General features: G+C 36.4%; 25 protein-coding genes and 1 tRNA gene. 7 read left to right on the top strand and 19 right to left on the bottom strand.

Going from position 1 to position 24,250, the window contains the following annotated elements; all coding sequences use genetic code 11:
* Positions 1-2: 2 nt before the first annotated feature.
* The 4 genes from ACM66U_RS08055 to ACM66U_RS08040 form a co-directional block, all read right to left on the bottom strand.
* Entirely contained in the window at positions 3-1,436 is a 1,434-nt protein-coding gene (locus ACM66U_RS08055) for a cbb3-type cytochrome c oxidase subunit I (RefSeq protein ID WP_151899970.1), read from the bottom strand.
* A complete protein-coding gene (locus ACM66U_RS08050; RefSeq protein ID WP_151899971.1) occupies positions 1,426-2,079 on the bottom strand; it encodes a c-type cytochrome in 654 nt (217 codons plus the stop codon). Before ACM66U_RS08050 ends, ACM66U_RS08055 begins: the two co-directional genes overlap by 11 nt.
* Positions 2,080-2,121: 42 nt before the next feature.
* A complete protein-coding gene (locus tag ACM66U_RS08045) occupies positions 2,122-2,448 on the bottom strand; it encodes a hypothetical protein (protein WP_151899972.1) in 327 nt (108 codons plus the stop codon).
* A gap of 231 nt (positions 2,449-2,679) precedes the next feature.
* Complete coding sequence (locus ACM66U_RS08040; RefSeq protein WP_151899973.1) at positions 2,680-3,660, bottom strand: response regulator; 981 nt, start codon at positions 3,658-3,660, stop codon at positions 2,680-2,682.
* A 108-nt stretch (positions 3,661-3,768) separates the two neighbouring features.
* On the opposite strand from ACM66U_RS08040, the gene rsmH reads away from it, so the two are divergent.
* The 5 genes from rsmH to ACM66U_RS08015 all read left to right on the top strand — a co-directional run bounded on the left by rsmH (position 3,769) and on the right by ACM66U_RS08015 (position 8,662).
* Positions 3,769-4,695, top strand: coding sequence for a 16S rRNA (cytosine(1402)-N(4))-methyltransferase RsmH (gene rsmH / locus ACM66U_RS08035; RefSeq protein WP_151899974.1), 927 nt, complete (start codon positions 3,769-3,771; stop codon positions 4,693-4,695).
* The gene (locus ACM66U_RS08030) at positions 4,692-4,970 is read left to right on the top strand and encodes a hypothetical protein (protein WP_151899975.1); all 279 of its coding nucleotides are present in this window, start codon (positions 4,692-4,694) and stop codon (positions 4,968-4,970) included. Before rsmH ends, ACM66U_RS08030 begins: the two co-directional genes overlap by 4 nt.
* Positions 4,971-4,979: 9 nt before the next feature.
* Complete coding sequence (locus tag ACM66U_RS08025; RefSeq protein WP_418640499.1) at positions 4,980-8,081, top strand: efflux RND transporter permease subunit; 3,102 nt, start codon at positions 4,980-4,982, stop codon at positions 8,079-8,081.
* 2 nt (positions 8,082-8,083) lie between these two features.
* Entirely contained in the window at positions 8,084-8,521 is a 438-nt protein-coding gene (locus ACM66U_RS08020; RefSeq protein ID WP_418640498.1) for a globin, read from the top strand.
* A gap of 64 nt (positions 8,522-8,585) precedes the next feature.
* A tRNA-Ile gene (locus ACM66U_RS08015) sits at positions 8,586-8,662 on the top strand.
* A gap of 250 nt (positions 8,663-8,912) precedes the next feature.
* Here ACM66U_RS08015 and ACM66U_RS08010 read toward each other — a convergent pair.
* Genes ACM66U_RS08010 through ACM66U_RS07985 form a run of 6 tightly spaced genes read right to left on the bottom strand, consistent with a single transcriptional unit; the run spans position 8,913 to position 13,456 of the window.
* Positions 8,913-9,587 carry a HesA/MoeB/ThiF family protein gene (locus tag ACM66U_RS08010; protein ID WP_151899978.1) on the bottom strand — a complete coding sequence of 225 codons (675 nt, stop codon included), beginning with the start codon at positions 9,585-9,587 and terminating at the stop codon, positions 8,913-8,915.
* Positions 9,587-10,402 carry a carbon-nitrogen hydrolase family protein gene (locus tag ACM66U_RS08005; RefSeq protein ID WP_418640497.1) on the bottom strand — a complete coding sequence of 272 codons (816 nt, stop codon included), beginning with the start codon at positions 10,400-10,402 and terminating at the stop codon, positions 9,587-9,589. Before ACM66U_RS08005 ends, ACM66U_RS08010 begins: the two co-directional genes overlap by 1 nt.
* Positions 10,399-10,587 carry an exodeoxyribonuclease VII small subunit gene (gene xseB, locus ACM66U_RS08000; protein WP_151899980.1) on the bottom strand — a complete coding sequence of 63 codons (189 nt, stop codon included), beginning with the start codon at positions 10,585-10,587 and terminating at the stop codon, positions 10,399-10,401. Before xseB ends, ACM66U_RS08005 begins: the two co-directional genes overlap by 4 nt.
* Entirely contained in the window at positions 10,580-11,686 is a 1,107-nt protein-coding gene (gene metX, locus ACM66U_RS07995; RefSeq protein ID WP_151899981.1) for a homoserine O-acetyltransferase MetX, read from the bottom strand. The genes xseB and metX overlap by 8 nt, the downstream gene beginning before the upstream one ends.
* A gap of 51 nt (positions 11,687-11,737) precedes the next feature.
* The gene (locus ACM66U_RS07990; RefSeq protein ID WP_418640496.1) at positions 11,738-13,003 is read right to left on the bottom strand and encodes an O-acetylhomoserine aminocarboxypropyltransferase/cysteine synthase family protein; all 1,266 of its coding nucleotides are present in this window, start codon (positions 13,001-13,003) and stop codon (positions 11,738-11,740) included.
* Between the two features lie 3 nt (positions 13,004-13,006).
* Positions 13,007-13,456: a hypothetical protein gene (locus tag ACM66U_RS07985; protein ID WP_151899983.1), complete on the bottom strand. Its 450-nt coding sequence runs from the start codon at positions 13,454-13,456 to the stop codon at positions 13,007-13,009.
* A gap of 73 nt (positions 13,457-13,529) precedes the next feature.
* Here ACM66U_RS07985 and ACM66U_RS07980 point away from each other — a divergent pair, with 73 nt between their 5' ends.
* Both ACM66U_RS07980 and ACM66U_RS07975 read left to right on the top strand, forming a co-directional pair.
* Positions 13,530-14,240 (top strand): YebC/PmpR family DNA-binding transcriptional regulator, encoded by a 711-nt coding sequence (locus tag ACM66U_RS07980; RefSeq protein ID WP_151899984.1) that lies wholly within the window; start codon positions 13,530-13,532, stop codon positions 14,238-14,240.
* A gap of 12 nt (positions 14,241-14,252) precedes the next feature.
* Positions 14,253-14,831: a YigZ family protein gene (locus tag ACM66U_RS07975; RefSeq protein WP_418640495.1), complete on the top strand. Its 579-nt coding sequence runs from the start codon at positions 14,253-14,255 to the stop codon at positions 14,829-14,831.
* On the opposite strand, the gene ACM66U_RS07970 is transcribed toward ACM66U_RS07975, so the two are convergent.
* Genes ACM66U_RS07970 through ACM66U_RS07930 form a run of 9 tightly spaced genes read right to left on the bottom strand, consistent with a single transcriptional unit; the run spans position 14,832 to position 24,250 of the window.
* Positions 14,832-16,079, bottom strand: coding sequence for a type II secretion system F family protein (locus ACM66U_RS07970; RefSeq protein ID WP_151899986.1), 1,248 nt, complete (start codon positions 16,077-16,079; stop codon positions 14,832-14,834).
* The gene (locus tag ACM66U_RS07965) at positions 16,076-17,812 is read right to left on the bottom strand and encodes a GspE/PulE family protein (RefSeq protein ID WP_346388972.1); all 1,737 of its coding nucleotides are present in this window, start codon (positions 17,810-17,812) and stop codon (positions 16,076-16,078) included. The genes ACM66U_RS07970 and ACM66U_RS07965 overlap by 4 nt, the downstream gene beginning before the upstream one ends.
* A gap of 8 nt (positions 17,813-17,820) precedes the next feature.
* A complete protein-coding gene (locus ACM66U_RS07960) occupies positions 17,821-18,366 on the bottom strand; it encodes a hypothetical protein (protein WP_151899988.1) in 546 nt (181 codons plus the stop codon).
* Positions 18,363-19,187 (bottom strand): CDC27 family protein, encoded by an 825-nt coding sequence (locus ACM66U_RS07955; protein WP_151899989.1) that lies wholly within the window; start codon positions 19,185-19,187, stop codon positions 18,363-18,365. The genes ACM66U_RS07960 and ACM66U_RS07955 overlap by 4 nt, the downstream gene beginning before the upstream one ends.
* On the bottom strand, positions 19,180-19,986 hold the full coding sequence (locus tag ACM66U_RS07950) for an AAA family ATPase (protein WP_418640494.1): 807 nt from the start codon (positions 19,984-19,986) through the stop codon (positions 19,180-19,182). The genes ACM66U_RS07955 and ACM66U_RS07950 overlap by 8 nt, the downstream gene beginning before the upstream one ends.
* Positions 19,987-19,989: 3 nt before the next feature.
* A complete protein-coding gene (mshL, locus tag ACM66U_RS07945; RefSeq protein WP_346388969.1) occupies positions 19,990-21,630 on the bottom strand; it encodes a pilus (MSHA type) biogenesis protein MshL in 1,641 nt (546 codons plus the stop codon).
* A 9-nt stretch (positions 21,631-21,639) separates the two neighbouring features.
* Positions 21,640-22,086 carry a hypothetical protein gene (locus ACM66U_RS07940; protein ID WP_151899992.1) on the bottom strand — a complete coding sequence of 149 codons (447 nt, stop codon included), beginning with the start codon at positions 22,084-22,086 and terminating at the stop codon, positions 21,640-21,642.
* Positions 22,086-22,718, bottom strand: coding sequence for a hypothetical protein (locus ACM66U_RS07935; RefSeq protein WP_151899993.1), 633 nt, complete (start codon positions 22,716-22,718; stop codon positions 22,086-22,088). The genes ACM66U_RS07940 and ACM66U_RS07935 overlap by 1 nt, the downstream gene beginning before the upstream one ends.
* On the bottom strand, positions 22,715-24,250 hold the full coding sequence (locus tag ACM66U_RS07930; protein ID WP_151899994.1) for a hypothetical protein: 1,536 nt from the start codon (positions 24,248-24,250) through the stop codon (positions 22,715-22,717). Before ACM66U_RS07930 ends, ACM66U_RS07935 begins: the two co-directional genes overlap by 4 nt.

Here is a 24,250-nt window from a genome sequence, read left to right as displayed (position 1 = left end):
CCTTATCTTTCGTGTACTGGATTTTTACCAGTTGTAAGTAAATCTTTTGCCAAGAATATGAAACCTGTGAATGTAACTACACCCATAATGAGTCTCCAATCCATTGCTTGAGAAAACCACATTCCGCTTTGACCGTCAAAATATCCTGCCCAAGTAGCACCCATTTGTGCACGAGAAACAAGAACCTGTACATATCCTGCAATCGTAAGTGCTACGGTCATGCCGACTACCCCACTAACTATTAGGCTAACAGCCCATATAGAGGCTTTCGTGTTTTTCATAATTTTAATCCCGTTTGTGCCTTGAACTGCAATATACATCATACCGACAAGAATAGTTGCATAAGCACCAAAGAAAGCTAAGTGCCCGTGTGCCGAAGTAAACTGTGTACCGTGAGTATAAAGGTTTACTTGAGGTAGTGTATGGAAAAATCCCCAAATACCTGCACCCAAGAAGTTACCAAAAGCATTAAGGACAAACCATGTAAATGCAGGCTTATTGTTAATAACAGAAACATTGTTTCCTCTTGCTTCTTCTCCACCTTGCGTTTTACCCCAATCATAAAGTACATGAATAAACATAGCTACAAGCGGTAACGGTTCAAGTGCAGAGAATAGTGCACCAATTTCCCACCAGTATTCAGGTGTACCAATCCAGAAGTAGTGGTGCCCAAGTCCAAGAATACCTGAACCGAAAAGCATTGCAACTTCTATCCATAACCACATTTCAACAACTTTACGGTGCGCGCCAATCATAGTAATAAGACCGTAAGCCGCAATCGCGCCAACGAAAACTTCCCAGGTAGCCTCAACCCATAAGTGGATTACCCACCACCACCAGTACTGATCAACTGAAATATTGTCCGTAAAGAACATACCGGCCAAATAAAGACCTGCAAAGGCAATCATATCTGCCATAAGAACGGTGACAATTCCTGTCTGCTCCCCTTTCATTCCTGTTAAGAAAAGATTTCCGACAAATCCAAGTGCGACAACGACAATGCCCCAGTCAGCCCAACGAGGTGCTTCAATATATTCACGACCCTCTGTAATAAACCAGATTGTTGTTGCATCTGCAGGACCTACCTGAATGAACAGGTATACAAGTACAACGACAACGATTGCTGCTGCAAAAATCCAAAACAAAAGCTTTCCGATTTTGATACCGACTGTCTCAATACCTGTCTCATCCGGCAGTAACCAGTAAACAGAACCAAACATTGCAAAGACCATCCAAACAACGAGTGCATTAATATGTATAATTCTGGCAATTGAAAAGTCCAGAACGCCATATAAAAAACCAGGCATTACATACTGAATCGCTGCCACTAACCCGAAAAGTAATTGGGCGCCAAAGAGAATAGCTGCAAATGTAAAGTACCATGTTGCCAACTGTTTTGATTCACTTCCGACACCTGTTAAATATTTACTTGCCATGAACTGCTCCTTTTATTTTTCCAAAGTTTCTTGGGAAGCCATTTGTGTCAATAGATGACATATGTTTCAAGAAAGCAACTAAACCTTTAGCCTCTTTTGCTGTGATACCTAAATCCGGCATCATACGGGCATGTGTAGGATACTGGTCCGGATGCATAAGGAATTCAGCCATCGCCTCTTCTTTTGTGTTTTTCCCCGTTAAAGCCTGCATCGCACCATCTGGTCCCCATGCAGGGTCCAACCATGCTTTTGTTAAGTCAGGTGCATAGTATGCGCCATTCCCAAGAAGTGTATGACAATCCATACAGTTTTTGGCCTGTGAGCCCAACTTGCCTAAGTGAAGTAAAGCCCCGGCTTCTTCTTCAGAATAGTCATCTCGACCAAAGAACTTTTCTTTTTCCCCAATCACAGGAATTTCATGACCACGTTTTGCGCTCATTTCATACGTGATTTTGTAATTTATAACGGTAGGTCCTGGAACCCTCTTCGTCACCTTGTTTTGTAGATCCTGATCATTTCCCATTGCAATCTGAGCTGACGTATCAAACGTTAGCCAAATTAAAAGAACTGATGCAAAACCTGTAACCCACGTTGCTGTTCTTCGCCAGAAACGATTGTCACTCCATACAGATTTATTAGCCACTGTATCCTCCTATAAATTTATTGTCAAAATATATATTAACAATCAGTGTTCATTTTCTTCATGAACCTGATTTTGCATATAATAAACAGCAAATGGAAGTAAAAACAATCCAATTGCTGCGACAACTAAAGCTTTTGCAGTAAATTCCCCGACATGCATTAAACTTCCCATTAAATACAAACAATAGGCAGTCAATACCCAAAACATGTATGCAAAAAGCATACTCCACGGTTTTAGTAGTTTAACTTTTACTGCAGTATATATACCAACATAAAATCCTCCAAAAACTAACACAAGTGCTGACGATACAAATATAGTTAGAAAATCATCCAACGCAATTTCCGGTCTGATTATAGATGGATCGATCATTTTACACTCCTTAAACTCTGTTAATATTTTAGAATCATATGTATTCTAGTCTTTTCTGATACCAATAATATTGATATAAATCAATTTTATTGACTAACATAATGATTTTATCTTATTTTTATAATTAGTGTTACATTAGGTGAATGAATTTTGTTATTTATTTAAGGAATTATTTATATGTGTAGATTGGTAATAGTTTTTCTTATATGTAAGTTGCTTAGGCTTATCCCGTTACTTACATGTAAGAAAATAATTCTCAATGCTTTGGATAAGTTCTTGAACTCTTTTCTTATATAAAGTAAGATCGCTACTTTCATTTTCAGCTATTTTGTTTTTAATATCGTTTGCACAGGCAGTTAAAGCATCCGCCCCAATATTTGCAGAGACACCGATGATGTCAAGTAACAGACTGTCAGCCTGATCTGTTTTATTGTTTTTGAATAAAATTTCCAACTCCTCTGCTGAGTTGCTGTAGGCGACAAGAAACTCTTTTAAAATATCATGGTAAAAACCACTGTCATTCCCGCATACCTGCAATCCTCTGTGTGTATCTAAAGTTGGTAAATCCGAAGAATTCTCTTCAGCAGAAGAGATTCTGCTTGAGTAATGATACAAAATATCATACAAAGCACCGACCTGCAAAGGCTTTTCAAGATGTTCATCCATACCGGCTTCTTTCATTTTTCTAATGTCATCACTTGCCGTATCTCCACTCAGTGCAATGACGGGGATATGATTGTTCTGCGGATCATGTCTGATAGCTCTGGTGGCTTCAAACCCGTCAACTCTCGGCATATGCGCGTCCATGAGTATAATGAGAAAGTTTTTGTCTGTTTTGAGGATGTCAAGTGCTTCCTGTCCGTCATTTGCCACAACTACTTCTATACCGCTGTCTCCAAGGACTCCAAGGATTACTTTTTGGTTGATGAGATTGTCTTCGGCCAAAAGAATTCTTTCCCCGGCAAATATTTTAAAATCTTCTTTTGTTATCTTTGCATGCCTTGGCACAGAATGTTGTATTTTTTTTTCTTGAATCTTTTTTTGTGGTGTTGCAGTACTTTGTCCACTTTGCTCTGCTTTGAGTGCTTCTTCTTTTTTAGCCGCTTTTGTGTCAGCTTCTGTTTTGTTTTTTCGTTTTATTCCAAGATAAATGAGTATGAGCAGAAATATAGCTGCCAGAGCAAGTAACTCATTTTGATACTGTAAAACCATAAGAAGACCCTTTTTTTGTTCTTGGAGTAAATCATACAGTATAAAAAATTAAACCTAAATCAAATTTGCTGTATAATCACTAATAAATTTCTATTGACAGGGTGTCTTTTGCAAAATATTCCACATGTTCCGGTTTTATATAAAGAGGTTGTCGAAGCTTTTAAAGATTTACAAGAGGGTATAGTGATAGACTGTACCATGGGGTACGGCGGACACTCCTGTATGATACTTGAAGCCAATCCAAATATAAAACTCATAGCAATTGATCAGGATCAGACCGCTATAGACTTTTCAACAAAACGTCTTGAACAATACGGTAAGAGAGTAAGTATAAGAAAAGGCCGTTTTTCAAATGTGATGCAAGAAATTTTGCAAGAGGTTGATCCCGGCGAAATTAAAGGCATTCTTGCAGACATAGGGGTATCTTCTTTGCAGCTTGACCAAAAAGAGAGGGGCTTTTCGTACGAGAGTGAGACACTTGACATGCGTATGGACAAAGAAGCACCACTGAGTGCTTTACATGTAGTGAATGAATATGCTAAAAGCGAACTTGAAAAAATACTTTTAGAATACGGAGAACTCAGAAACTATAAAAAAATTGCAGATGCTATTGTACAAAACCGTCCTTTTGTTTCTGCAAAAGAGTTAAGTGAAGCCGTCAAACCACATATGCCAAGAGGCAAGAAAATTCATCCTGCAACACTTTTGATGCAGGCAATCCGCATAGAAGTAAATGATGAACTCGGTGAACTCAGATCACTGCTCAAGAGCATAGAAGAAGCAAAACTGCCGGATGCAAAAGTAGCAATAATATCTTTTCACTCTCTTGAAGACAGGATTGTTAAAAGAGAGTTTTCCAAATGGTCCAAATCATGCATATGTCCTCCTGAGGCATTTCGCTGTACATGCGGAAACAATAATCAGTTAGGAAAGATTTTAACGAAAAAACCGATTACGGCTACAGATGAAGAACTCAAAGAAAATGTCAGGAGCCGCAGCGCAAAAATGCGTCTGTTCCAAATGGGTGAAAAATGAGCGAAAAGAACGAACTTTTAGATGAACTTGATAATCTGGTCATATCAAAACAAAAGTTAGGTCTGAACTATTTTTTATATATGTTGCTGGTGTTGACATTTATAGCCATGTTTGCATTTCCTAAAATTTACATTACAGAGCAAATTTACTTTAAAAGCAGAGATATTGCAAAACTCAAAGTAGAGTATGATACGCTCAAAGAAGAAAACAAACTCATCCGTGCTTCTGTTGAGTCGATAAAATTTAAAAATCAAATACTAGATACTCTCTTTTAAGGAACAGCAGTGATTCGTAAGTTTATAGAATTTGCTATAGAAAAACCACTTTTAAATCATATACTATTACTCTTTATTTTTATGCTCTCCATTTTTGCGTATATCAATATACCCAAAGAGATTTTCCCTCCGATGAATATGGATAAAATAACCATAAAAGGCGGTTATGCCGGAACATCGGCTGATATTTTGGACAAAATGGTTGTGCAGAGTATTGAAAATGATTTGCAGAATATTGATGCACTTGAAGATATAAAAAGCAGTATCAAAAACGGTTCATTCAGTATCAGTGCAGACATTAAGAACGGTTCGGACAATATTACAGTACTCAATGATGTCAAAGATGTGGTGAGCAGTGTAAAAAAAGATTTGCCGGCGGATATGAATGAGCCTGTTGCCAAAATCAAAACACATGCATTTCCCCTTGTTCTTATAGCTCTCTCCGGTGATGTTCCTAAAGAAACACTGCTAAAACATGCAGATGAACTTAAAACAGAATTAAGCAAGTTTAAAGATTTGAGCGACATTACAATTCGTGGTGATGCCGATGAAGAGTTGGATATACAGCTTAATCCGCAAAAAATAAGAGCCTACGGACTCTCCTCAACACTGGTTATCGCACAACTCTCCAAAATAAGTTCGATTTTCCCCATAGGCACTATCAAACAAAAAGCAAATCATCTTTATATTTCTACATACAACGGTGAAAAGACACAAAAGGCGGTTGAAAATACACTGATTGATGTTGGTGGAAAAAGAGTTAAAATCGGCGATATTGCAGAGGTTTCTTTCAAGTTGAGTGATGAGGTGGAACTCTCCCACTATAATGGGGTACGAAATATTTCAATAAATGTCACAAAGAGCAAAAACGGCAATGCCATTGCTTTGGTAAAAGAGATACGAGAACTTTTAAAAAAACAAGAAGCAAAACATCCTGATTTGGATTACAACATCTACACAGATACTTCTGTATGGATTAAAAACCGCCTCAATACCGTCTTTTCAAATATAATGTTTGGTTTGATGCTTGTTTTTTTGGCAATGCTGATTTTTATCAACAGAGGTATAGCCTTTGTTGTTGCACTCGGTATTCCTGTAAGTTTTATGATAGGGCTTATCGTGACAGAGATATTGGGAGACAGTCTTAATATGCTCTCTCTTCTGGGAGCACTGATTGCGCTTGGAATGCTCGTTGATGAGGCAATAGTTGTAGCCGAGAACATCTACAGGCACCTTGAAGAGGGGATGGATAGAAAAGAAGCGGTCATAACAGGTGCGGCAGAAATGTTTCCTGCCGTACTCACGGCAACGCTTACAACAGTTTTTGCATTTTTACCTATGCTCTTGATGACAGGTGAAATGGGAATGTTTATTAAGATAATTCCTATAATGATAACGGTCCTTTTACTCTCTTCACTCTTTGAAGCTTTTTATTTTCTTCCTTTGCATGCACATGACTTTTTGAAAGTCTCCAAAGAAGGGAGTTTTACAAAACGATTTTGGCAGAAAATGCATGACTGGTACAGTACAGCCCTGCATTTTCTTTTTAGAAGAAAGTTTCTCTCTTTGAGTGTTATTGTTGTGAGCATTGTTTTACTTGAATTTGTAATGATTAAAAATGCAAAATTTCAGCTTTTTCCGGATTTTGACAATACTCAAATATATGTCTACGGAAAGGTCAATATTAACAATGAACTCAAAGATACGGAAAAAATTGTAACAAAACTGGAGAATATCATCCTTAAAAACATAAATAATGAAGATGTCTCCTCTGTAACTTCTGTTATCGGTTTTAAAATGGATGCCAAAAACAGAGCCGAACTCGGTGAAAATATGTTTCATATATTTATAGATTTACATGAGCGCGCGCCTGAGAATTTTTTTGATACATACATCAGTCCTTATCTCTCTATAGAATACAACCCTGGAGTACAAACACGTAAAAAAGATGCAAAAGAGATAGCAAAAGAGATTAAAAAAGTATTGAAAAATCAAAAATCAGCTTTTGAAGAACTTGTTGTGAAAGTTCCTGGTGCAGGAGTGATAGCACATGATGTCGAAATTGGTTTGAGTACAAAAAATGCCCAAAGTGTTGTACCCTATCTGAAAATTCTTGAAAAAGAACTCGCAGGTATCAAGGGTGTTTACAATATAGCGGATGATGCAACGCTCGGTGAGAAAGAATTAAAGTTACATGTAAACAGATATGGTCAGGAACTGGGCTTTACCGAACAGGATGTTTCAAATGAACTGCGGGCATATTATCTTAAAGGGGAATACGGAAAACTTTTTAATGACCAGGGCTTGGTGCGTATACGACTTGACAGCAATGTAAATAAAGAGATACGTTCCATACATACAATTGAATTGCAGGTTCCGGGATCAGACAAATATGTTGCCTTAAAAGAGATATGTGATTTTGAGTATATACAAAGCTTTGTAACGCTTAAAAAAGAAAACGGCAAAAGAGTACGCAGTGTTTATGCTTCTACAGACAAAAAAATTATAACATCATCCGAACTCATGAAAAAACTTCAACCGACACTGCAAAAGTTTAAAAAAGAGGGCATTGCTGTAGATATCAAAGGAGAAGAAAAAGAGAATAACAAAAACAAAAGAGAGATGATGCAGTCGGCGCTTATAGCAATATTTTTAATTTTTATTACTTTGGTGTGGCTCTTTGATTCTATAAGAAAATCTTTAATTGTTATCAGTACAATTCCTCTTGTACTTCTGGGTGTTTATGTGGGACACTGGATAATGGGGCTAAACCTGACTATGCCGGGACTCATAGGTATAGTAGGGCTTGCAGGTGTTGTTGTCAATGACGGGCTTATCATGGTAGATTTTATAAAAAATGCCAAAAATACAGAAGATCTGATGAAAAGAGCGCAAACACGACTCAGACCGATTCTTTTGACATCGCTGACAACCGTACTGGGGCTTTTAACACTTATATTTTTTGCATCAGGTCAGGCAAAAATACTCCAACCGATGGCAATATCTTTGGGGTATGGTATCGCATGGGCGACAGTGTTAAATCTGTTGTATGTCCCCTTGCTTTATGCTGTTGTATATAAAATCAAACCACCTCAAGCAAACAAAGGATAAAAATGAATTTAGAAATAAGTCAGGCGCAGTTTGGTGTAAGACCACCGGTGACAAAACCAATACCGGAGTTTTTGCTGGAAGTAGGGGAGGAAGGCATCAGGGAACTGATTTCCAAACACTATGATGCAATAAAACAGAGTGATATTTCTCATCTTTTTCCTCAGGATGATGTGGAATTTGAAAAAGCAAAAGTGAATTCGGCAGACTTTTTCATTCAAATATGCGGAGGACCGAAGTATTTTAATCAAAACAGAGGGGCACCGCAAATGGTAGGTCGTCACGCACCGTTTCGCATTGATGCAAAAGCACGTCAAACATGGCTGGAACTCTATAAGCCGCTCATTGAAGAGCTAAAAGAAAAAGGGGTGACAGAAACATCACTGTACTCATTTTGGAGATATTTGGATATATTTTCCATCTGGATGATAAATACGCAGTAGTAACCGCATAATAAGGATTATATAAGGAAGCTCCTTGTATAATTCCGACCTACCAACAATAAGTGGGTTCTTAGCTCAGTTGGTTAGAGCTCTCGGCTCATAACCGAGCGGTCGAGTGTTCGAGTCACTCAGAACCCACCACTTATAAACCCCCTAAACAACGAACTTTAAATTTGAATTGGTGTATTGTTCTTTCAACAAAATTTTTCAACACTCTTGGAACTATTTTTTTATGCTCTGCCAATTTTTATTTTTTGGTTGAAATAGATTAGCAGGTTATCAGTTAACCCTACCTTTCAACTTACTTTTAAAAAATTGCACTTGATATTAGAATTGGCGGGTTAAAATAAGGGGCAAACATAACATTTTTCGTTCCCTCTTTTGTTTGTAACTAATCCGCTGTTGGCAATCCGAATTTCTGAGTAATCAATTCTCCTTCTTCATTAAAAAAAAGATAATAAAGTAAATCTTTCTTTACATGTAAACCCGCCAAGAATCTCAAAGCAAGGTTTGCCTGCAGAGATGCTATGTGCATCACAATCGGTGCTGCAATACCTGCGGGTGTTTTTTGTACAATTTTAAAGGCGTCATTAAAAGATGATTTGTCAAAAAAACAGACCTGTCCGTGAAATGCTTCTACACTTCCATAAATCCAGGGTGTATTGACTTTTTTTGCATACGTGTTAATATCCCCGCGTGTAGGAAGATTATCTGTGGCATCTAAAATGAGATCCACTGTAATGTTTTTTTTGCTCCACTCTTCAAAATTACACTCATGGGAAACAGCTTTTGTGAAGGGACATCGCTGTTGTATAATTTCAGCATTTATTTTTGCCTTGTTCTTCCCTTCATCTCCTAGTTTAAAAGCGATTTGTCTATGAATATTATGCAGACTGACTTCATCAAAATCTATAATGTGGATTTCTCCGATTCCTGTTGATCCCAAAGCAAAGGCAAGCGAAGAACCAAGCCCTCCTGCTCCAACAATTGCTATTTTTTTTGTTTGAAGATTTTTTTGTGTCTCTTCTCCCCAAAGTTGCACCTGTCTGTGAAAATACTCCATCATTATAAATCCTTTTTTGTAAGTTTTAATGCTCTCTTGCTGATAGCTTCTTTAAATCCCCATGTGCGACGAGAGCGCACTACCTCTGTATGACTCATATCAACTATCATTAACTCTTCAGTATTTCCCAAATGGTTTAAAACTTCCGCATTCGGGGATGCCAATATAGAATCACCGTAAAATTTCCATACAAACTCTTTGTCCTGATACTCACCGATTCTGTTGGCTCTGAGTATATACATATTGTGTGTAAATGCTCTTGTGAGTATTAATGCTTTCCATCTCTCATAAGAGTCAAAAGTTGAAACGCTCGGTAGAAGCAAACAGTCTATGTTTTTATTTCTAAGTTTAGCAAAAAATTCATCAAAATGAAGTTCAAATCCGTTCATTACCGCAAATTTGAAGCCGTCAATTTTAAAAACCATAGGGGAGAGCAGTGGTGCAAGTGCATTTGCAAAGAATTTTTCTTCATTCCAGTGGGCATAGTTAATAAGGATTTGCTGATTGTAGTAAGAGGCAGATGTTGGAGAAAACTTTGCAATGCATTTGTAAATCTTATCTTTTTTGACAATAACCAAAGGAGCGATTATTGTTATACTGTATGTTAAAGAGAGTTCTTTGAGGATTTTAATCTGATGGAGTGCCTGCTCTTTTATCATAGAGACAGACATCTGTTCGAGTTCTTTGAAAAATGGATTGAGAACGTATTCACCAAGAAGTAGGACTTTGACGCCTTTTTTACTGGCTACCCGAATATAGTTATAAAGTTTTGTAGAACTCATTCCCTGTGCATTGAGCTGTAAAACTGCCGCTCTCATTGCGTAGTTTTTAAATTTTGAATTTTGATTTGAGCTTCTTCAAGCATTTTTTGTGCTTCGGCCAACTCTTTCATGCCTTTTTCATAGGCTTTTACACTCTCTTCAAGTGTAATCTCGGGGCTCATAAGTGTTTCCAAAATTTCTTTGGCATTTTGGAGTTTTTTTTCAAATTTTTCTTTAGCCATTGAGTGCATCCTTTACATTGTTTTCAAATTTATCAAGCTCTACCAAAAATGCGTCATGACCATAGTTGCTGTCAATATCTATATAATCATGATTTCTGTTTCCTATTTTTTTGAGTATCTGTGCCATTTCTTGCATTTCAGTGTTTTTAAACAGCAGATCATTTTTAAAACTTATCAGATACAGAGCAGAGGTTATTCTTTTAAGTGCTTCATCCAGCGAGTCAAATCCTCGAGACAGGTCATATATGTTAATGGCTTTTGTGATATAAAGATAAGACAAGGGATCAAACCATTTTGTAAAATTGTACCCGTTGTATTCCAGATAAGACTCTACCTGAAACTTTCCAAAAAGCTCATACAGCCCATCTGTGAGTTTATACTCTCTGCCAAATTTTTCACGCATTGATTCTGGAGACAAAAAGCTGATATGCCCCGCCATACGACCGACTGCCATCCCGGAGAGTCCCTGTTCTTTGAGAAGATTCGGATCATAATATCCCTGTTTGAAATCAGGATCATTGAGAATGGATTCCTGCGCAACTTTGTTAAAAGCTATTGCCCATGGCTGTGTTGCATGTGTTGTTGCCATTGCAATAATTTTGTTGGCAAAGTTTGGATAGTGTATGGCAAACTGCAGTGCCTGCATACCGCCCATGGAACCGCCGATTATTGCATGTACTCTGTGAATATCGAGCCTGTCAAACAAAATACGCTGTGCTTTTACCATGTCTTTTATGCTGACAACCGGAAATTTGTAACGGTAGGGTTCATGATGGGGGTACTGCATGCTCATAGGACCTGTGGAACCAAAACAGCTGCCTATGACATTTGAGCATATTACAAAATATCTGTCAGTATCAATGGCTTTTCCCGGACCGATAAAGCCATCCCACCAGCCGGGTTTTGCATCATCTTCATACAGTCCTGCAGCATGATGTGAACCGGTAAGTGCGTGACAGACAACCACTACATTGCTCTTCTCTTCATTAAGTGTGCCATAGGTTTCATAAATAATATCATACGGTTCTAAAATACGCCCGCTTTCAAGATAAAGCGGGTTTGTAAAATGTTCTGTATGCGTTTGCAGGTTTAAAGACAAGGTGATTGCTCTCCGAAAATTAGTAACAGTATTTTAGCAAAAGAGTCTTAATTATGCTTCAAGTGCCTCTTTCATATCTTCAATTAAATCTTTTGGACTCTCCAAACCACAGGAAATTCTAATCAGACCTTCAGGAACACCACAGGCAAGCAGCTCTTCATGTGAGAGTTGCTGGTGTGTTGTCGAAGCAGGGTGCGTAATAATCGATTTTGAATCACCGATATTGACAACAAGTGAATAGAGTTTTGTGGCATTGACAATTTTTGTTGCTTCATCAAAATTTTCAACCTCAAAACTGAGCAGTCCACTGCACAAACCGTCTTGAAAGTATTTTTGGGCATTCTTATAGTTAGGATTACTTTTTAAGCCAGGGTAGTTTACTTTTTTTACTTTAGGATGTGATTCTAAAAATTCTGCCAGTAAAAGTGCATTTTTTGAATGTTCTCTCATGCGTAAGGGGAGTGTTTCCATTCCTTGAATAAAGAGCCATGAATTAAACGGAGAGACAACAGCACCCAAATCACGCAAAAGGGAAAGACGGGCGCGAAGTGTGTAGGGAGGAAGCCCGACATCTGTGTAGACAAGTCCGTGGTACGAGGCATCAGGTTCATTAAAATGAGCATATCTCGGATTGTCTTTGAGTTTTTCTGCAAGATTCTTTCTCTCAACCATGATTCCGCCTATGGCAAGCCCCTGACCTGTAGTATATTTACTGGCACTGTGTACAGTAATATCTGCTCCAAACTCAAAAGGACGGCACAAAGCAGGGGTTGCAACTGTATTGTCAACAACAGTTAAAATATTATATTTGTCTGCAATGGAGGCAATTGCCTCTATATCCGCAACATCAATACTCGGATTAGTCAATGATTCAAAAAAGACTATTTTTGTATTTTCGTCAATAAGTGCTTCTATCTCTTTGGGTTGATGCACATCAAAAAATCTGGCTTCTATGCCAAAACGTTTGAGTGTATGCGTGCTGAGCGTCAAGCTTCCTCCATAAAGCTGTTTGGCACAAATAATATTGTCTCCCGCCTGGGCTGCATTGGCAATTGCAAAAAAGATTGCACTCATACCGCTTGCTGTAGCAATGGCTGCTTCACCCTCTTCAAGTGCTGCAAAACGTTTTTCAAAAACATCCGTTGTAGGATTGTTAAGACGTGTGTATATGTTGCCGAGTTCTTTTAATGAAAAAAGATTCGCAGCATGTTCTACATCACGAAACTCATAGGCAGTTGTCTGATAAATCGGAACCGCCATAGTCCCTTGCGTATCTTTTTCATATCCGGCATGGAGTGCTAATGTTTGTATATCCACAGGTTATCCTTTGTCATTGAGTGTTTCATCTTTAATTTTTTGTAAAAATTCTAAAATATTTTCCTGGTAGGCCAAAGTGTCCGTATCATAAGTATACTGGAGTAGTCTGCGAAGTGAATCGATATCTATTTTATGTGCGTATCTGGGAATTATTTTCAACTCTTTTTGTATGTTTAAAACAAGTGCGTCAATATTTAAACCATTGTTGTCTTGTACTTTTTTGACAAGTTCTTTTGTTGAAAGCATCAGAAGATTTGCTCTGTCAGTATCTTCTTTGTAGAGATCCAGTCCAATATTTTTTATAAGGATATAGCTTTCCACTGTTGCTTCTTTATTGGCTGCAATTATCAGGGCAAAAATTTTTGCACGAAATTCCAATGAACCGTGATGATGTACAAAGAGTTCGCGAAAAGCACTGAAAAAATGATGTTTTAATCTAAAACTGAGCCTCATTAATCTTCCTTGTGTCGTATTATACACCTAAAATGGTATAATTTCAAAAATAATCGGAATAAGGAATTTTTTTATGGGTAGAGCATTTGAATATAGAAAAGCATCAAAATTAAAAAGATGGGGAGCAATGTCCAAATTGTTCCCAAAACTTGGTAAAGTTATCACAATGGCGGCAAAAGAGGGTGGATGTGATCCTGATATGAATGCTAAGCTTAGAACTGCAATTTTAAATGCAAAAGCTGAAAATATGCCAAAAGACAATATTGATGCGGCTATAAAAAGGGCGACTGCCAAAGACAGTGCTGATATGAAAGAGGTAAATTTTGAGGGAAAAGCGCCTCACGGTGTACTGCTTTTTATTGAGTGTGCAACTGATAACAACACAAGAACAGTAGCAAATGTCAAAAGTATTTTAAATAAGAACGGTGGAGAAATGCTTACAAACGGTTCTTTGGAATTTATGTTTTCGAGAAAAGCTCTTTTTGAATTTCCACTTTCAGAAGATATGGATATAGAAGAACTGGAACTTGAACTTATAGATGCAGGGCTTGAAGAGATAGAAACAGAAGACGGAGTTGTTTTAGTGACAGCTGACTATACAAGTTTTGGTACGATGAATGAAGCACTGGAAAAAATGGGTGTAGAAATTACAAAAGCAACACTTGAGCGAATTGCAAATACTCCGATACAAATCAGCGAAGAAGAGCAGGCTGATGTAGATAAAATTTTAGAAAGACTCGAAGATGATGAAGATGTTCAAAAAGTTTATACCAATTTAGCGTAAAATATACTTTACATGTACTCTATAAAAGAAGAGTATGCAAATACTCTTGAAGTGAAGCAGTCAAAGTTTATTGCTTACCTGGTGCCATACGACAAATATGAAACGCTGCTTCATAAACTAAAAGAAGAACATCCTAAAGCACGGCATTTTGTAACGGCATACAGATACCTGAATAAGTATGATCAAACAGTTGAACACTCAAGTGATGACGGTGAACCTTCCGGAACATCGGGAAAACCCTCTCTGATGGTTTTGCAAGGACAGAAACTTATCAATACTGCCGTAATTGTCGTACGCTATTTTGGCGGTACAAAGTTAGGAACTGGCGGATTGGTCAGAGCATACAGTGATGCTGTGAATTTAGTAATTGAAAAAGCAGAGCTGTATGAGTATAAAAAAGAATTGACGCAAAAAATTGTTTTTGATTACAGTGATGTGCGCTTTATAGAGTATGAGTGCAAAGAGTTTGCTGTCACTGTTTCTCAAAAAGAGTTTGATGAAAAAGTCTCTTATACAGTTACAGCCAGTGAAGAAAATATGAAAAATTTTCTTTCCAAAACTGCCAGAGTAGCAACTGTTAGTACGGTGTAGCTATCTTCTTCCCTGCACCGCATTGCCCATATCCCACATTGGCAAGAAAATACCAAGTGCCAGTAATATAACCATAGAAGCTATAATAAGCAGCATAATTGGTTCAATGGCTTCACTTAAACCGTCTATAATGGCATCAAATCGCATCTTATAATATTCTGCAACTTTTTTAATCATCGTATCAAGGGTACCACTGTCTTCTCCGGCACGAATCATCTGAATAATCATATTTTCAAAAAGTCCTGTTTCCTCAAGTCCTTTATTCAGTGTTCCTCCTTTTTCTACAGTGCTGATGACTGATTGGAGTTTTCTTTTGAGAGGAAGATTGTCTACCATTGCTGTGGCGGTGTCAAGAGCTTCAGCTATTGGAATTCCGGCACGGATAAGTTCAGAAAATACAAGGGTAAATCTACTTAAAGTTGCAAATTTAATAATATTTTTTATGAGATAAACTCTCAGTAAAAATTTATGCCAACCGTATCTTATATGTTCATAATTGTTGATAAGATATTTGAATATTAAAAATGCTACAGCCAATCCGGCTAAAACATAGGGACCGAAGTTATTGAAAATATATTCAAGTTTTAAAAGAATAACTGTCGGCAGAGGCAGTTCGGCATGAAGTTCTTCAAATATAGCTTTAAACTGAGGGACAACGTAGGATATTAAAACTGTAAACGCTATAGCCATGGCAATCATGACATTTCGCGGGTATGCCATCGCTTTTTTAAACTTTACAACATTGGCCCGTATCTCTTCAAGCATATTTGCCAAAGAGTATAAGGCTTCATCCAGATTACCTGTCTTTTCTCCGAGTTCGACCATCGCAATTGTAAGATTTCCAAGTTCATACCGGAAGTTCTGCATGGCAGATGAAATGGAGTGTCCTGCATTGATATCTTCTGCAATTTTTGAAAAAACACTCTTGAGGGCTTCGTCTGTTGTTGCATTTGCTATCTCTGTCAGAGAATCATGGATGGAAATACCGGCATTTGTCATAACAGCCAGTTGCCGGATAGCAGCAATAAGAGCATCAGGTTTGATTTTTCTTTTTTTTATATTTGATAAAAAATTTGTTTTAAATCTTTTAAGTTGTACTTCAAGAGGCTCCTGCGCTTCTGAAACCTTGATGATGATACCGGAAAATTTCAGTTTGGCATAACTGTTTGCTTCTTTTTTGTTTTCAGCATAGAGTCCAATCTCCTCTTTTCTTCCTTTTGTTAAAACAGTGGCTATAAAATACTTCATCCCTTGGCTACCTTTAATATCTCTTCTATGCTGGTTATTCCGTCAATTGCTTTTTGGATGCCATTTTGAAAGAGTCCGACAAATCCCTCTTTTTTTGCCTGTTCAAGCATCTGTTCTTTTGATGCACCTTTGGCAATCAAAGAAGAGAGTTCTTCTGAAATATTAAGTACTTCACAAATCATTTCTCTTCCCATATAGCCTGTATCTGAACACTCTTTACACCCTCTGCCTTTGTAAAAGATTGTCCCTTCAGGCACAACCCCGTCTATCTCTTCCAAAACGGATGCTGAAAGTGTGTCTTCTACTTTGCAGTGTCTGCATATCTTTCGTACAAGTCTTTGTGCCTGAATGGCTACAAGTGCACCACTGATGAGGTAGTGTTCTATTCCCATGTCGGCCATTCTGGGTATTGCACTGATTGCATCATTTGTATGAAGCGTAGATATAACCATATGACCGGTAAGTGCTGCTTTTATGGCAATTTCGAGAGTCTCCTGGTCTCGAATTTCACCAATCATAATTTTATCCGGATCTTGTCTTAAAATTGACCTGAGCGCATCAGCAAAACTCAAACCTACTTTTGCATTTACCTGTACCTGTTGAATAAGATTCATTCTGTACTCTACGGGGTCTTCAACAGTAATAACTTTGTCTTCAACATTTCTCAGCTCATTTAATGCACCATATAAAGTAGTTGTTTTACCACTCCCTGTAGGGCCTGTAACCAGAATAATTCCATAAGGAGTTTTGAGACCCTTGAGCAGTTTTTGATAGCTGTTGGCGTCCATCCCGGCATCTTCCAGTTTTACAAGCGCTTTTTGTTTGTCTAAAACACGCATAACAATTGATTCGCCATAAAGAATGGGCAGTGTTGATATACGAAAATCATACTCTTTTGCCCCTACAGAAGTTGAAAATCTGCCGTCTTGCGGCTTTCTTTTTTCAGCTATATCCAAATTTGCAAGCAGTTTGAGTCTTGATGCCAGAGGCGGATAGATGTCTTTTTCGAAAATAAACATTTCTGTGAGTTTTCCGTCAACACGTCCACGAACCACACAGTTTTTTTCAGTAGGTTCGATATGGACATCACTTGCCCGTGCATTAATACATGTTTTTAAAACAACATCTATGAGTTGTAAAATAGAGGAGGCCTCTTGTTGCTCCTCAATAGAACTGATGGAATTTAGTTCATCACGTATTTTTTTGACCAGATCTTTAATACTGTCTTTGAGACTGATCTTATAGAGATAGGACACAATTTGTTTTTTTGTTGCCAAAGCAATTTTAAGAACTTTTCTTGGAAAGAGTCTTTGGACAGCTTCTTGTGCATCCATGTTTAAAGGATCACTAAAAGCGACAGTAACACTCAGATCATCCTGTGAAACAGGAATAGCATTATGTTTTTCAAGTTGGTTCAGAGGAGCTTTTTCAATGAGATTGTAATCCATATCAATCGAATCAAGATCAACAAAAAGAAGATTCAGCTCTTTTGCAAGCCTTTGCAGGACTGCTTTTTCTTCTATATAATCATAATTGTCTATAATGGAGAGATCATAAACACCTTCTCTTATTTGTTGCACAATAAATCTTACAAGACGATCCATAGTCATGAATCCGGAAAGTGTGATATCTCTGAGAATTAAATTTTCACTAATTCCTTTTGCCAGAAGCCTGTCAACCTGGCTTTTCATAATTGAGCCGTTGGCAAGTAAATCAGTTGTTATTCTATCCACAATAACTCCTACCAGTATATGTGACGTTTTAAAATTATTGTATCATAATATTCTTCAATAATCATCTTGCTTATTCTGTCATCTTTTGAAATATAGAGTTTATAGCTTAGTTTTTTATCTGTCGGATCATTGAACAGATAAAAGGTTCTGGGTTTGTGTTTTCCAAGTTTTACATATAAATCAAAGACTTTTGACAATATATAATCTGTTGATGGCAAAACATATTGAGATAATTCATATCCGTCGATAAGGGCATGGTACAAAAGTTTCTTTTGCATCAAAATAACTGCAAAATAGGCTGAGTTTGCACGAGCTTCTTTTGAAAATTTCAGCATTGTTATTGGTATTGACAATCTGTCTATATAGTCTGAATGTAAACAGCCAAATGCATATAAACTGACAAACTCTTCATCTTTTTTATATCTTTGAAAATTGTTAAAACCTATGGTGCAGACCTCTTCATATTTTTTATTTTGATATAGAGTAAATAAATTTTGTTTTATATTATAGGCATAAAGGTTACATGTAACCATGATTAGCAGTAGTAATTTCATCTGAATTTTCCTGATTTGATTTCATTTAAGAGAATTTCTGCATTACTTGAGTGTGAAACTTTTATATATTCCTGCAGTGTATGGATTGCTTTGTTTTTTTGGTGAAGCTGCATAAGAGATTTTGCAAAAACAATCCAGCTTGCCTCAATATTGGAATTAATCTGATTTGTAATCAGTGCATAATTATATGCCTGTTTGTAGTTTCCAAGTTCATAATATTTTTTTGCGACAAAAAGACTCAAAGCAGGGTTCTTGTTCTTTTTAAAACGCTTGATAATTTCAAAAATATCATTTTGGGTCTCTTTTCTCTGGATAGTGATACGGATTTTTTTCTCTTTTTTTATTGAAGGCGATTTGACTGAGATATCTTGAACAGCCTCTGTAACTTTTCTTTCTTTGAAATGCTTGTGCTTTGTTTGTTCATATCTGTATTGTGGTTGTCTTACTTCATGTTGAATGTTTTTCATAAAATTCATTGATGGCTTGAGTGTTTGGAAAGAGGTTTCTTTTGTTTTGTCTGCGACAACTGTTTTAGGTTGTGCTGTTACTGGTTTTGGCTGTACAGCCATTGGTGCAGGTTGTTTTTTTACCGGCTTGACTTTTACTGCTGACGGTTGGTTTTTTGGCGGAAGAATTGATTTTTGAACTGTTTTTTTTGCTGTTACAGGCTTTTTTTGTGATACAGCTTTACTGTTGGCTGTATAAAAGTAGTAAACAGCAGGAACAATCGCGAACAAAACAATACTGACAATGAAGTAAGGTAAAAATGATTTTATTTTATAGATTTTCCAACGTTTCTCCAAATCACGAATATTAAGCATTGATAAGTCCTGTGTGTATGGCAGCCATTTCAATGAATTTGTTGGGAATATGTGTAGTACTTAATGAATAATGACTGTTTTGTTCATAAGTATGATAAATATCAAAAAGAGTATAAAGCAGTTTATTGGTATCTCTGTAATTTCCCTGTGTAAGTTTGTAGATATTATTTACTGTTTTAGTGTGAAACATATTTGCTGTATCAAAACAGTTTGCTTTCATAAGTTTTTTTTGTATATAAATCTTGAGTTCTGCTTTTGATGCATTTTCAAGTTCAAAAGTTTCCCAGATTCTTGTTTGAAAATGCTCTTTTGCGATGAGATCTTCTTTTTCTGTTTTGTGCAGGGTTATAACAAATTTAATACATCTTGTGTCTGATAAAAGTCTTATTTTTTCCATTAAAACTTCAGAATAGAGCTGTGCTTCATCAAGTAAAACAATTGGTGCCTTCTCAACAGCTCTCTCTTTTACAATTTTCATAAACTGCGTTAAGTTTAAGGTGTCATTATATTGGATGTTGAAAATATCCTGAGCGAGGACTTTATAAAATTCTGTTTCATCTAAAATAGGTGTTTCATAAAGATAGATATCGCACTCTTGCACTAAATCATCATAGAGTTTGCTCAGGAACATACTTTTTCCGGTTCCCGGTTTTCCAAAAAGAAGTACCATCTTTAATGGTTTGGATATAGAGTCTTTTAAGGATTTATAGATTGTGGAGACTCTGTCTAGTTGTATATAGTCCTTGGCATTGACTGTATCTAAGAAAACATTTTTTGAATTTGCAAAGATACTCTCCATATGTTATTTACCTTCTTCCTTGTCATCAGTCTGATTCAGTTTTATCTCTTTTTTCTTTTTTGAGGCCATTTCCAGTGTAAGTAATTCGTCGCTCAGTCCCTCATAACCTAAATCACTTAAAGAGATTGAATCTTTTTCTTTATGGATAATATGCGGTTCAATAATTATGACAAGTTCTTCAACTGTTTTTACCATTTCTTCATGTTTAAATAAATTACCAAGGAACGGAATACTGCCTAAGATTGGAACCTGATTTGAATTATTTGTGTTTTTGGAATTTATAAGTCCGCCCAAAATAATTCTGTTGCCGTCTTTGACAGTTACAACTGAAGAGAGTTGACGGCGGTTTAAATCCGGCGGCATATCTCTTCCTGTATTTGGTGTTTGGGAGATATCTGTTGTTGTTTCTGAGAGAGAGGGGTTTATTCTCAGAGTGATTGTTTTGTCATCAGAAATTTCCGGAGTAATTGTTAAAAGAACACCGGCAAAGACAGAATTGACCAAATCGGTTTGGGTCGTAGCAGCGACTCCTCCGCCTGTTCCCTGTTGATTGGTTGATGAGAGGATTTTATAAAAATACTCTGTCCCTGCTGTAATAAGTGCCGGTTGGTTGTTTAAAGTAAGAACTTTCGGATTCGATATGGAAGTAACATCTCCCTGTGTTTTTAAAAATTTGATAACCTCTGTCAGTTGTCCGCCGGCACTCATAGTAAAAAGTTGTGATGCACCCGCGCCTGTAGCAGCGGTATCTGTAATAATTCCATTGGCAGGTATTGTTGTACCGATATTGTTATAGTTTGCTGTACTTGCAGAGAGTTTGACATTTTGCAGAGCATACAGCTGTTTCCAGTCTATACCTGTTGTTTTTCCCTTGCTCATGGTAACGGAGAGCAGTTGTACATCAATCAGTACCTGGAGTTTTACCTTGTCTTGTAGTTTTTTTAGATAATTTTCAAAACGTTTGAGCTGTTTATCTGTAGCTGTTACAGTTATCAGACCTGCATTTTTGTTTATAATTGGAGGCGTTGCTTTGTAGATGTCATTTGGACGGTTGAGAATACTCTGAAACTCTGTATCAAGTTGCTCCCAAAATTTAACTTCATCAGAACTTTCGATTTTTACACCTGTATCTGATGTAGAATTGCCTCCGCCGGTTCCTGAGTTTCCACCGGCACCTCTTTGAGAATTGGAAGATCTGCCGCCGCCACCGCCAGCTCCTCCTCCCTGTTGTTGTGCATTTGAGGAAGAACTGAGCGTGACATCTGTACTGCCTGTGCTTTTTCTTTGTGAAAGAATATAGTCTATGTTGAAAACTTTTGTTGTTAAATAGGATATTTTTAAAAGGTTGTTTTCAAGAGTATAGGAAAGGTTATGCTGTGTCAATATAATATCTAACACTTCATCAATCGTTAAATTCTTTAAGTTTGTTTTATTCAGTTTGGTTTTCAGGAATTGTTCGGCATGAGGGTCAGTTACTATGATACTGAAACCACATTCATCACTCAATTGTTCTACAAAGTCAATGATTTTGGTATTTTTTGCAGAACTGATACTAAAAAGCTCATAAGAACAATCTGCAAAGCTGGTTGTTGAAAGCATCGCGGTCATTATTGTTGCATAAACCGATGTTTGTATAAATTTCATTTGAGATCCCTACTTATTATAGATTTTTATTTTTTTACTTTTACTTTTTGTTGAAAGCAGAAGTTTTTTATTTTTTCGAACTAATAGAACAGAATTTCTACCGACTTTAATCAATTTATAACCATAAATATATTTACCCTGTTTATACCATTTTCCATTAATCATTGCCGATTTGTTTAAGATGGCATCAAGCCTGAAATGCACAGTGCTGTGTTGCGTGACTTTTTTGTAGTTTGCATGCGCACCAAATACTGTTTTTTTGGTTGTTTTGTTTTTTTTGGAATCATTTTTCTTGTGTAAAAAAATAAAAGGATCTTTTATCCTTGCAATCTCTTTTTCAGAAACTCCGATTCTTGGTGGTTTAATGGCTTCAATCTGCTCATCAACCCATGCCAGATTGTTGGAAAAAAGTTGCGAAGTCAGAAGGAGCATTAAAATCAAGTAGAATTTTTTCATTAGTATGTAATCCCCCATACAGATATATTTAAATCAGAAATCAACGCCTGATCAGCTTTTATATCAAAGTTGTGGATATCAACGACCAGTTCACTCTGTTCTAATGAATTGATAAACTTCAAGGTGTTTTTATAATTCGCAGTTGATTCAATTGTAATATCGAGTATGTGTCCAAAAGAACTCTCATTTTTTGCATATTTGTTTGTCAGGGTAAGGAGTTTGACATTATATCTTTGTGCATTAGTCGCTATGGAATCAAGATATTCACCCCATGCCCGTTCATCATATATTAAAGATGAAATAGTCTCAATTTTACTTTTTATATAAGAGTTGGTATCTTTTATGACAATTATCTCATTGTTTATGTTCCTGATTTCTTTTTCAAGCTGTAGAATTTTTGATTCTGGATTATGCTGCAGAAATGTTTTATCGGCATTTATCTTTGTCTGGAGATTTTGCACACTGGCTCTTGTCTGTGTGAATTTGTCAAAGGAACTGTCCCAGAACAGAAGGTATGCAAAGGTAAAAATGATACCGACAACCATCAGGTAAGTCATATAGATGTCTTTTTGGGTTTTGTTTTTAAAAGCTGCATCTATTCTATGGAGATAGTCTTCAAGATTTATTTTCATAATATACGCACCTTTAATTCACTGAAGTATTTATTTGTTTTTTCATCAAAGACAATCTCTTCAAGGATAAACTTGTATTTTCCTTCATAAATCTTAGTGAGATATTCAACAAGTTGTGTAATCTTTCTGTCATTATTGGCAACTAAATAAAAAGTCAGTGTTTTTGTTTTATTATCTTCTGCATACTTTGCTTCTTCAATCTTTACACCATACTTGTTTAAGTTTTTAGTGAACATTGTCAAAAGTTTTGCTTTCATGGGATAATCAACTTTTACTTCATGAATTTTCATAAGAGTGTTTTTTTTCTCAGAGTATTCTGTTTGTTCTTTGGCAAGCAATTTCAATGATTTTTCTTTGTCTGCTTTCCTGTTTTTAATAGTGGCTTCTCTGGTTATTTTGATATTATGAATCTCTTTATATTTTTGTTTGAGCAGATCTTCTTGCAGAGTCTGTGCATACGTAAGTATCCAGTATGTTATAGGGTACGCAAACGCAAGAGCAAAGGAAGCAAATATTAAAATTATAAGTTTGCCGCTTTCTCGTTTGATGAATTTCGGCGGTCGTCTGTAATCAGTAAAATTGCATTCATATATTTCATCTTTGGGCAGTGTTGTATAAATATGCATAAGTGCATGAAGCTGATCAACATATTCATCTTCGGTCTCAAAACCGTAATCAAATTCAAATTCACTTGACTTTATGTTTAACTCAACTTCCAGCATTTCATAAAGTTTTGTTACAGTGGGAAGCTGTGCTCCTATATATACATGCTCAAATTTTTCAATATCAAATGCTCTTTTTGCATAGGTGAGAATATCATTGATATTTGCAAACAATTCTTTATAAAGACGAATAAAAAATTCTTTGTAATCGCTTGTAGTTTCTTTAAGATTTTCTTTTGAAAAAAAGTATATAAATTCGTTATATTCAATTCTCTCACCATACAGTTCACAAAAACGCTCATGCATTTCTACAAGAGAATATTTTAAAGATTTGGTATAAACAAATTCCTTGTTGCCGTAAATAGTCAAAAATGCATCATTTTCCTGAATATATATAAAACAGTGTACACCGTTACTGTCGATGAGTTCTTTTGTATAAAGTGATTTGATTAAAAGAGGCGAAGGAATGATGACATCAATATATTTTACTTTTTCAATAATTTTTATAAAAGTATTGGTTATGTCCAAAGGGTCTACGATAAAGACATGAAAATATCTGTTTTCTTCATCTAATGTGTCAAATGATTCTATGTACCGAATTTTATACTCAACTGCCTGATCAAGGGCCAGTTCATCATATGCTTTGTTACTGATAGCATCAAACAAATCTTCCTCAGGAATATTTTTACTGATTGCAATCTGGGCAGTTATAAATTCTTTTGTACTGATATATGAAATTACAAACTGATCTTTTGAAAATTTTGGACTTGTTGTTTCTGTGATGAAACTCGATATTCCACTAAAGTATGTCTCTTTGTATGGATTAATTGATAATACACTTGAAAAAGAGTGCTGTGTTGATGTATTCAT

The organism is Sulfurimonas sp. ST-27 (assembly GCF_048081595.1).
In the GTDB taxonomy this organism is placed as follows: domain Bacteria; phylum Campylobacterota; class Campylobacteria; order Campylobacterales; family Sulfurimonadaceae; genus Sulfurimonas; species Sulfurimonas hydrogeniphila.
Note: the sequence above shows the minus strand (reverse complement) of the source record. Positions and strands in the feature narration are given on the sequence as shown.

Coding starts and splice junctions, on each gene's coding strand:
- ACM66U_RS07930 (WP_151899994.1), bottom strand. CDS start 24,250: ATGAATACATCAACACAGCACTCTTTTTCAAGTGTATTATCAATTAAT.
- ACM66U_RS07975 (WP_418640495.1), top strand. CDS start 14,253: ATGTACTCTATAAAAGAAGAGTATGCAAATACTCTTGAAGTGAAGCAG.
- ACM66U_RS08005 (WP_418640497.1), bottom strand. CDS start 10,402: ATGAGAGCGGCAGTTTTACAGCTCAATGCACAGGGAATGAGTTCTACA.
- xseB (WP_151899980.1), bottom strand. CDS start 10,587: ATGGCTAAAGAAAAATTTGAAAAAAAACTCCAAAATGCCAAAGAAATT.
- ACM66U_RS07935 (WP_151899993.1), bottom strand. CDS start 22,718: ATGAAAATAAATCTTGAAGACTATCTCCATAGAATAGATGCAGCTTTT.
- ACM66U_RS08010 (WP_151899978.1), bottom strand. CDS start 9,587: ATGATGGAGTATTTTCACAGACAGGTGCAACTTTGGGGAGAAGAGACA.
- ACM66U_RS08020 (WP_418640498.1), top strand. CDS start 8,084: ATGAATTTAGAAATAAGTCAGGCGCAGTTTGGTGTAAGACCACCGGTG.
- ACM66U_RS08030 (WP_151899975.1), top strand. CDS start 4,692: ATGAGCGAAAAGAACGAACTTTTAGATGAACTTGATAATCTGGTCATA.
- ACM66U_RS07940 (WP_151899992.1), bottom strand. CDS start 22,086: ATGAAAAAATTCTACTTGATTTTAATGCTCCTTCTGACTTCGCAACTT.
- ACM66U_RS07960 (WP_151899988.1), bottom strand. CDS start 18,366: ATGAAATTACTACTGCTAATCATGGTTACATGTAACCTTTATGCCTAT.
- ACM66U_RS07985 (WP_151899983.1), bottom strand. CDS start 13,456: ATGAGGCTCAGTTTTAGATTAAAACATCATTTTTTCAGTGCTTTTCGC.
- ACM66U_RS08055 (WP_151899970.1), bottom strand. CDS start 1,436: ATGGCAAGTAAATATTTAACAGGTGTCGGAAGTGAATCAAAACAGTTG.
- ACM66U_RS07950 (WP_418640494.1), bottom strand. CDS start 19,986: ATGGAGAGTATCTTTGCAAATTCAAAAAATGTTTTCTTAGATACAGTC.
- ACM66U_RS08045 (WP_151899972.1), bottom strand. CDS start 2,448: ATGATCGATCCATCTATAATCAGACCGGAAATTGCGTTGGATGATTTT.
- ACM66U_RS08040 (WP_151899973.1), bottom strand. CDS start 3,660: ATGGTTTTACAGTATCAAAATGAGTTACTTGCTCTGGCAGCTATATTT.
- ACM66U_RS07980 (WP_151899984.1), top strand. CDS start 13,530: ATGGGTAGAGCATTTGAATATAGAAAAGCATCAAAATTAAAAAGATGG.
- mshL (WP_346388969.1), bottom strand. CDS start 21,630: ATGAAATTTATACAAACATCGGTTTATGCAACAATAATGACCGCGATG.
- ACM66U_RS07970 (WP_151899986.1), bottom strand. CDS start 16,079: ATGAAGTATTTTATAGCCACTGTTTTAACAAAAGGAAGAAAAGAGGAG.
- ACM66U_RS07955 (WP_151899989.1), bottom strand. CDS start 19,187: ATGCTTAATATTCGTGATTTGGAGAAACGTTGGAAAATCTATAAAATA.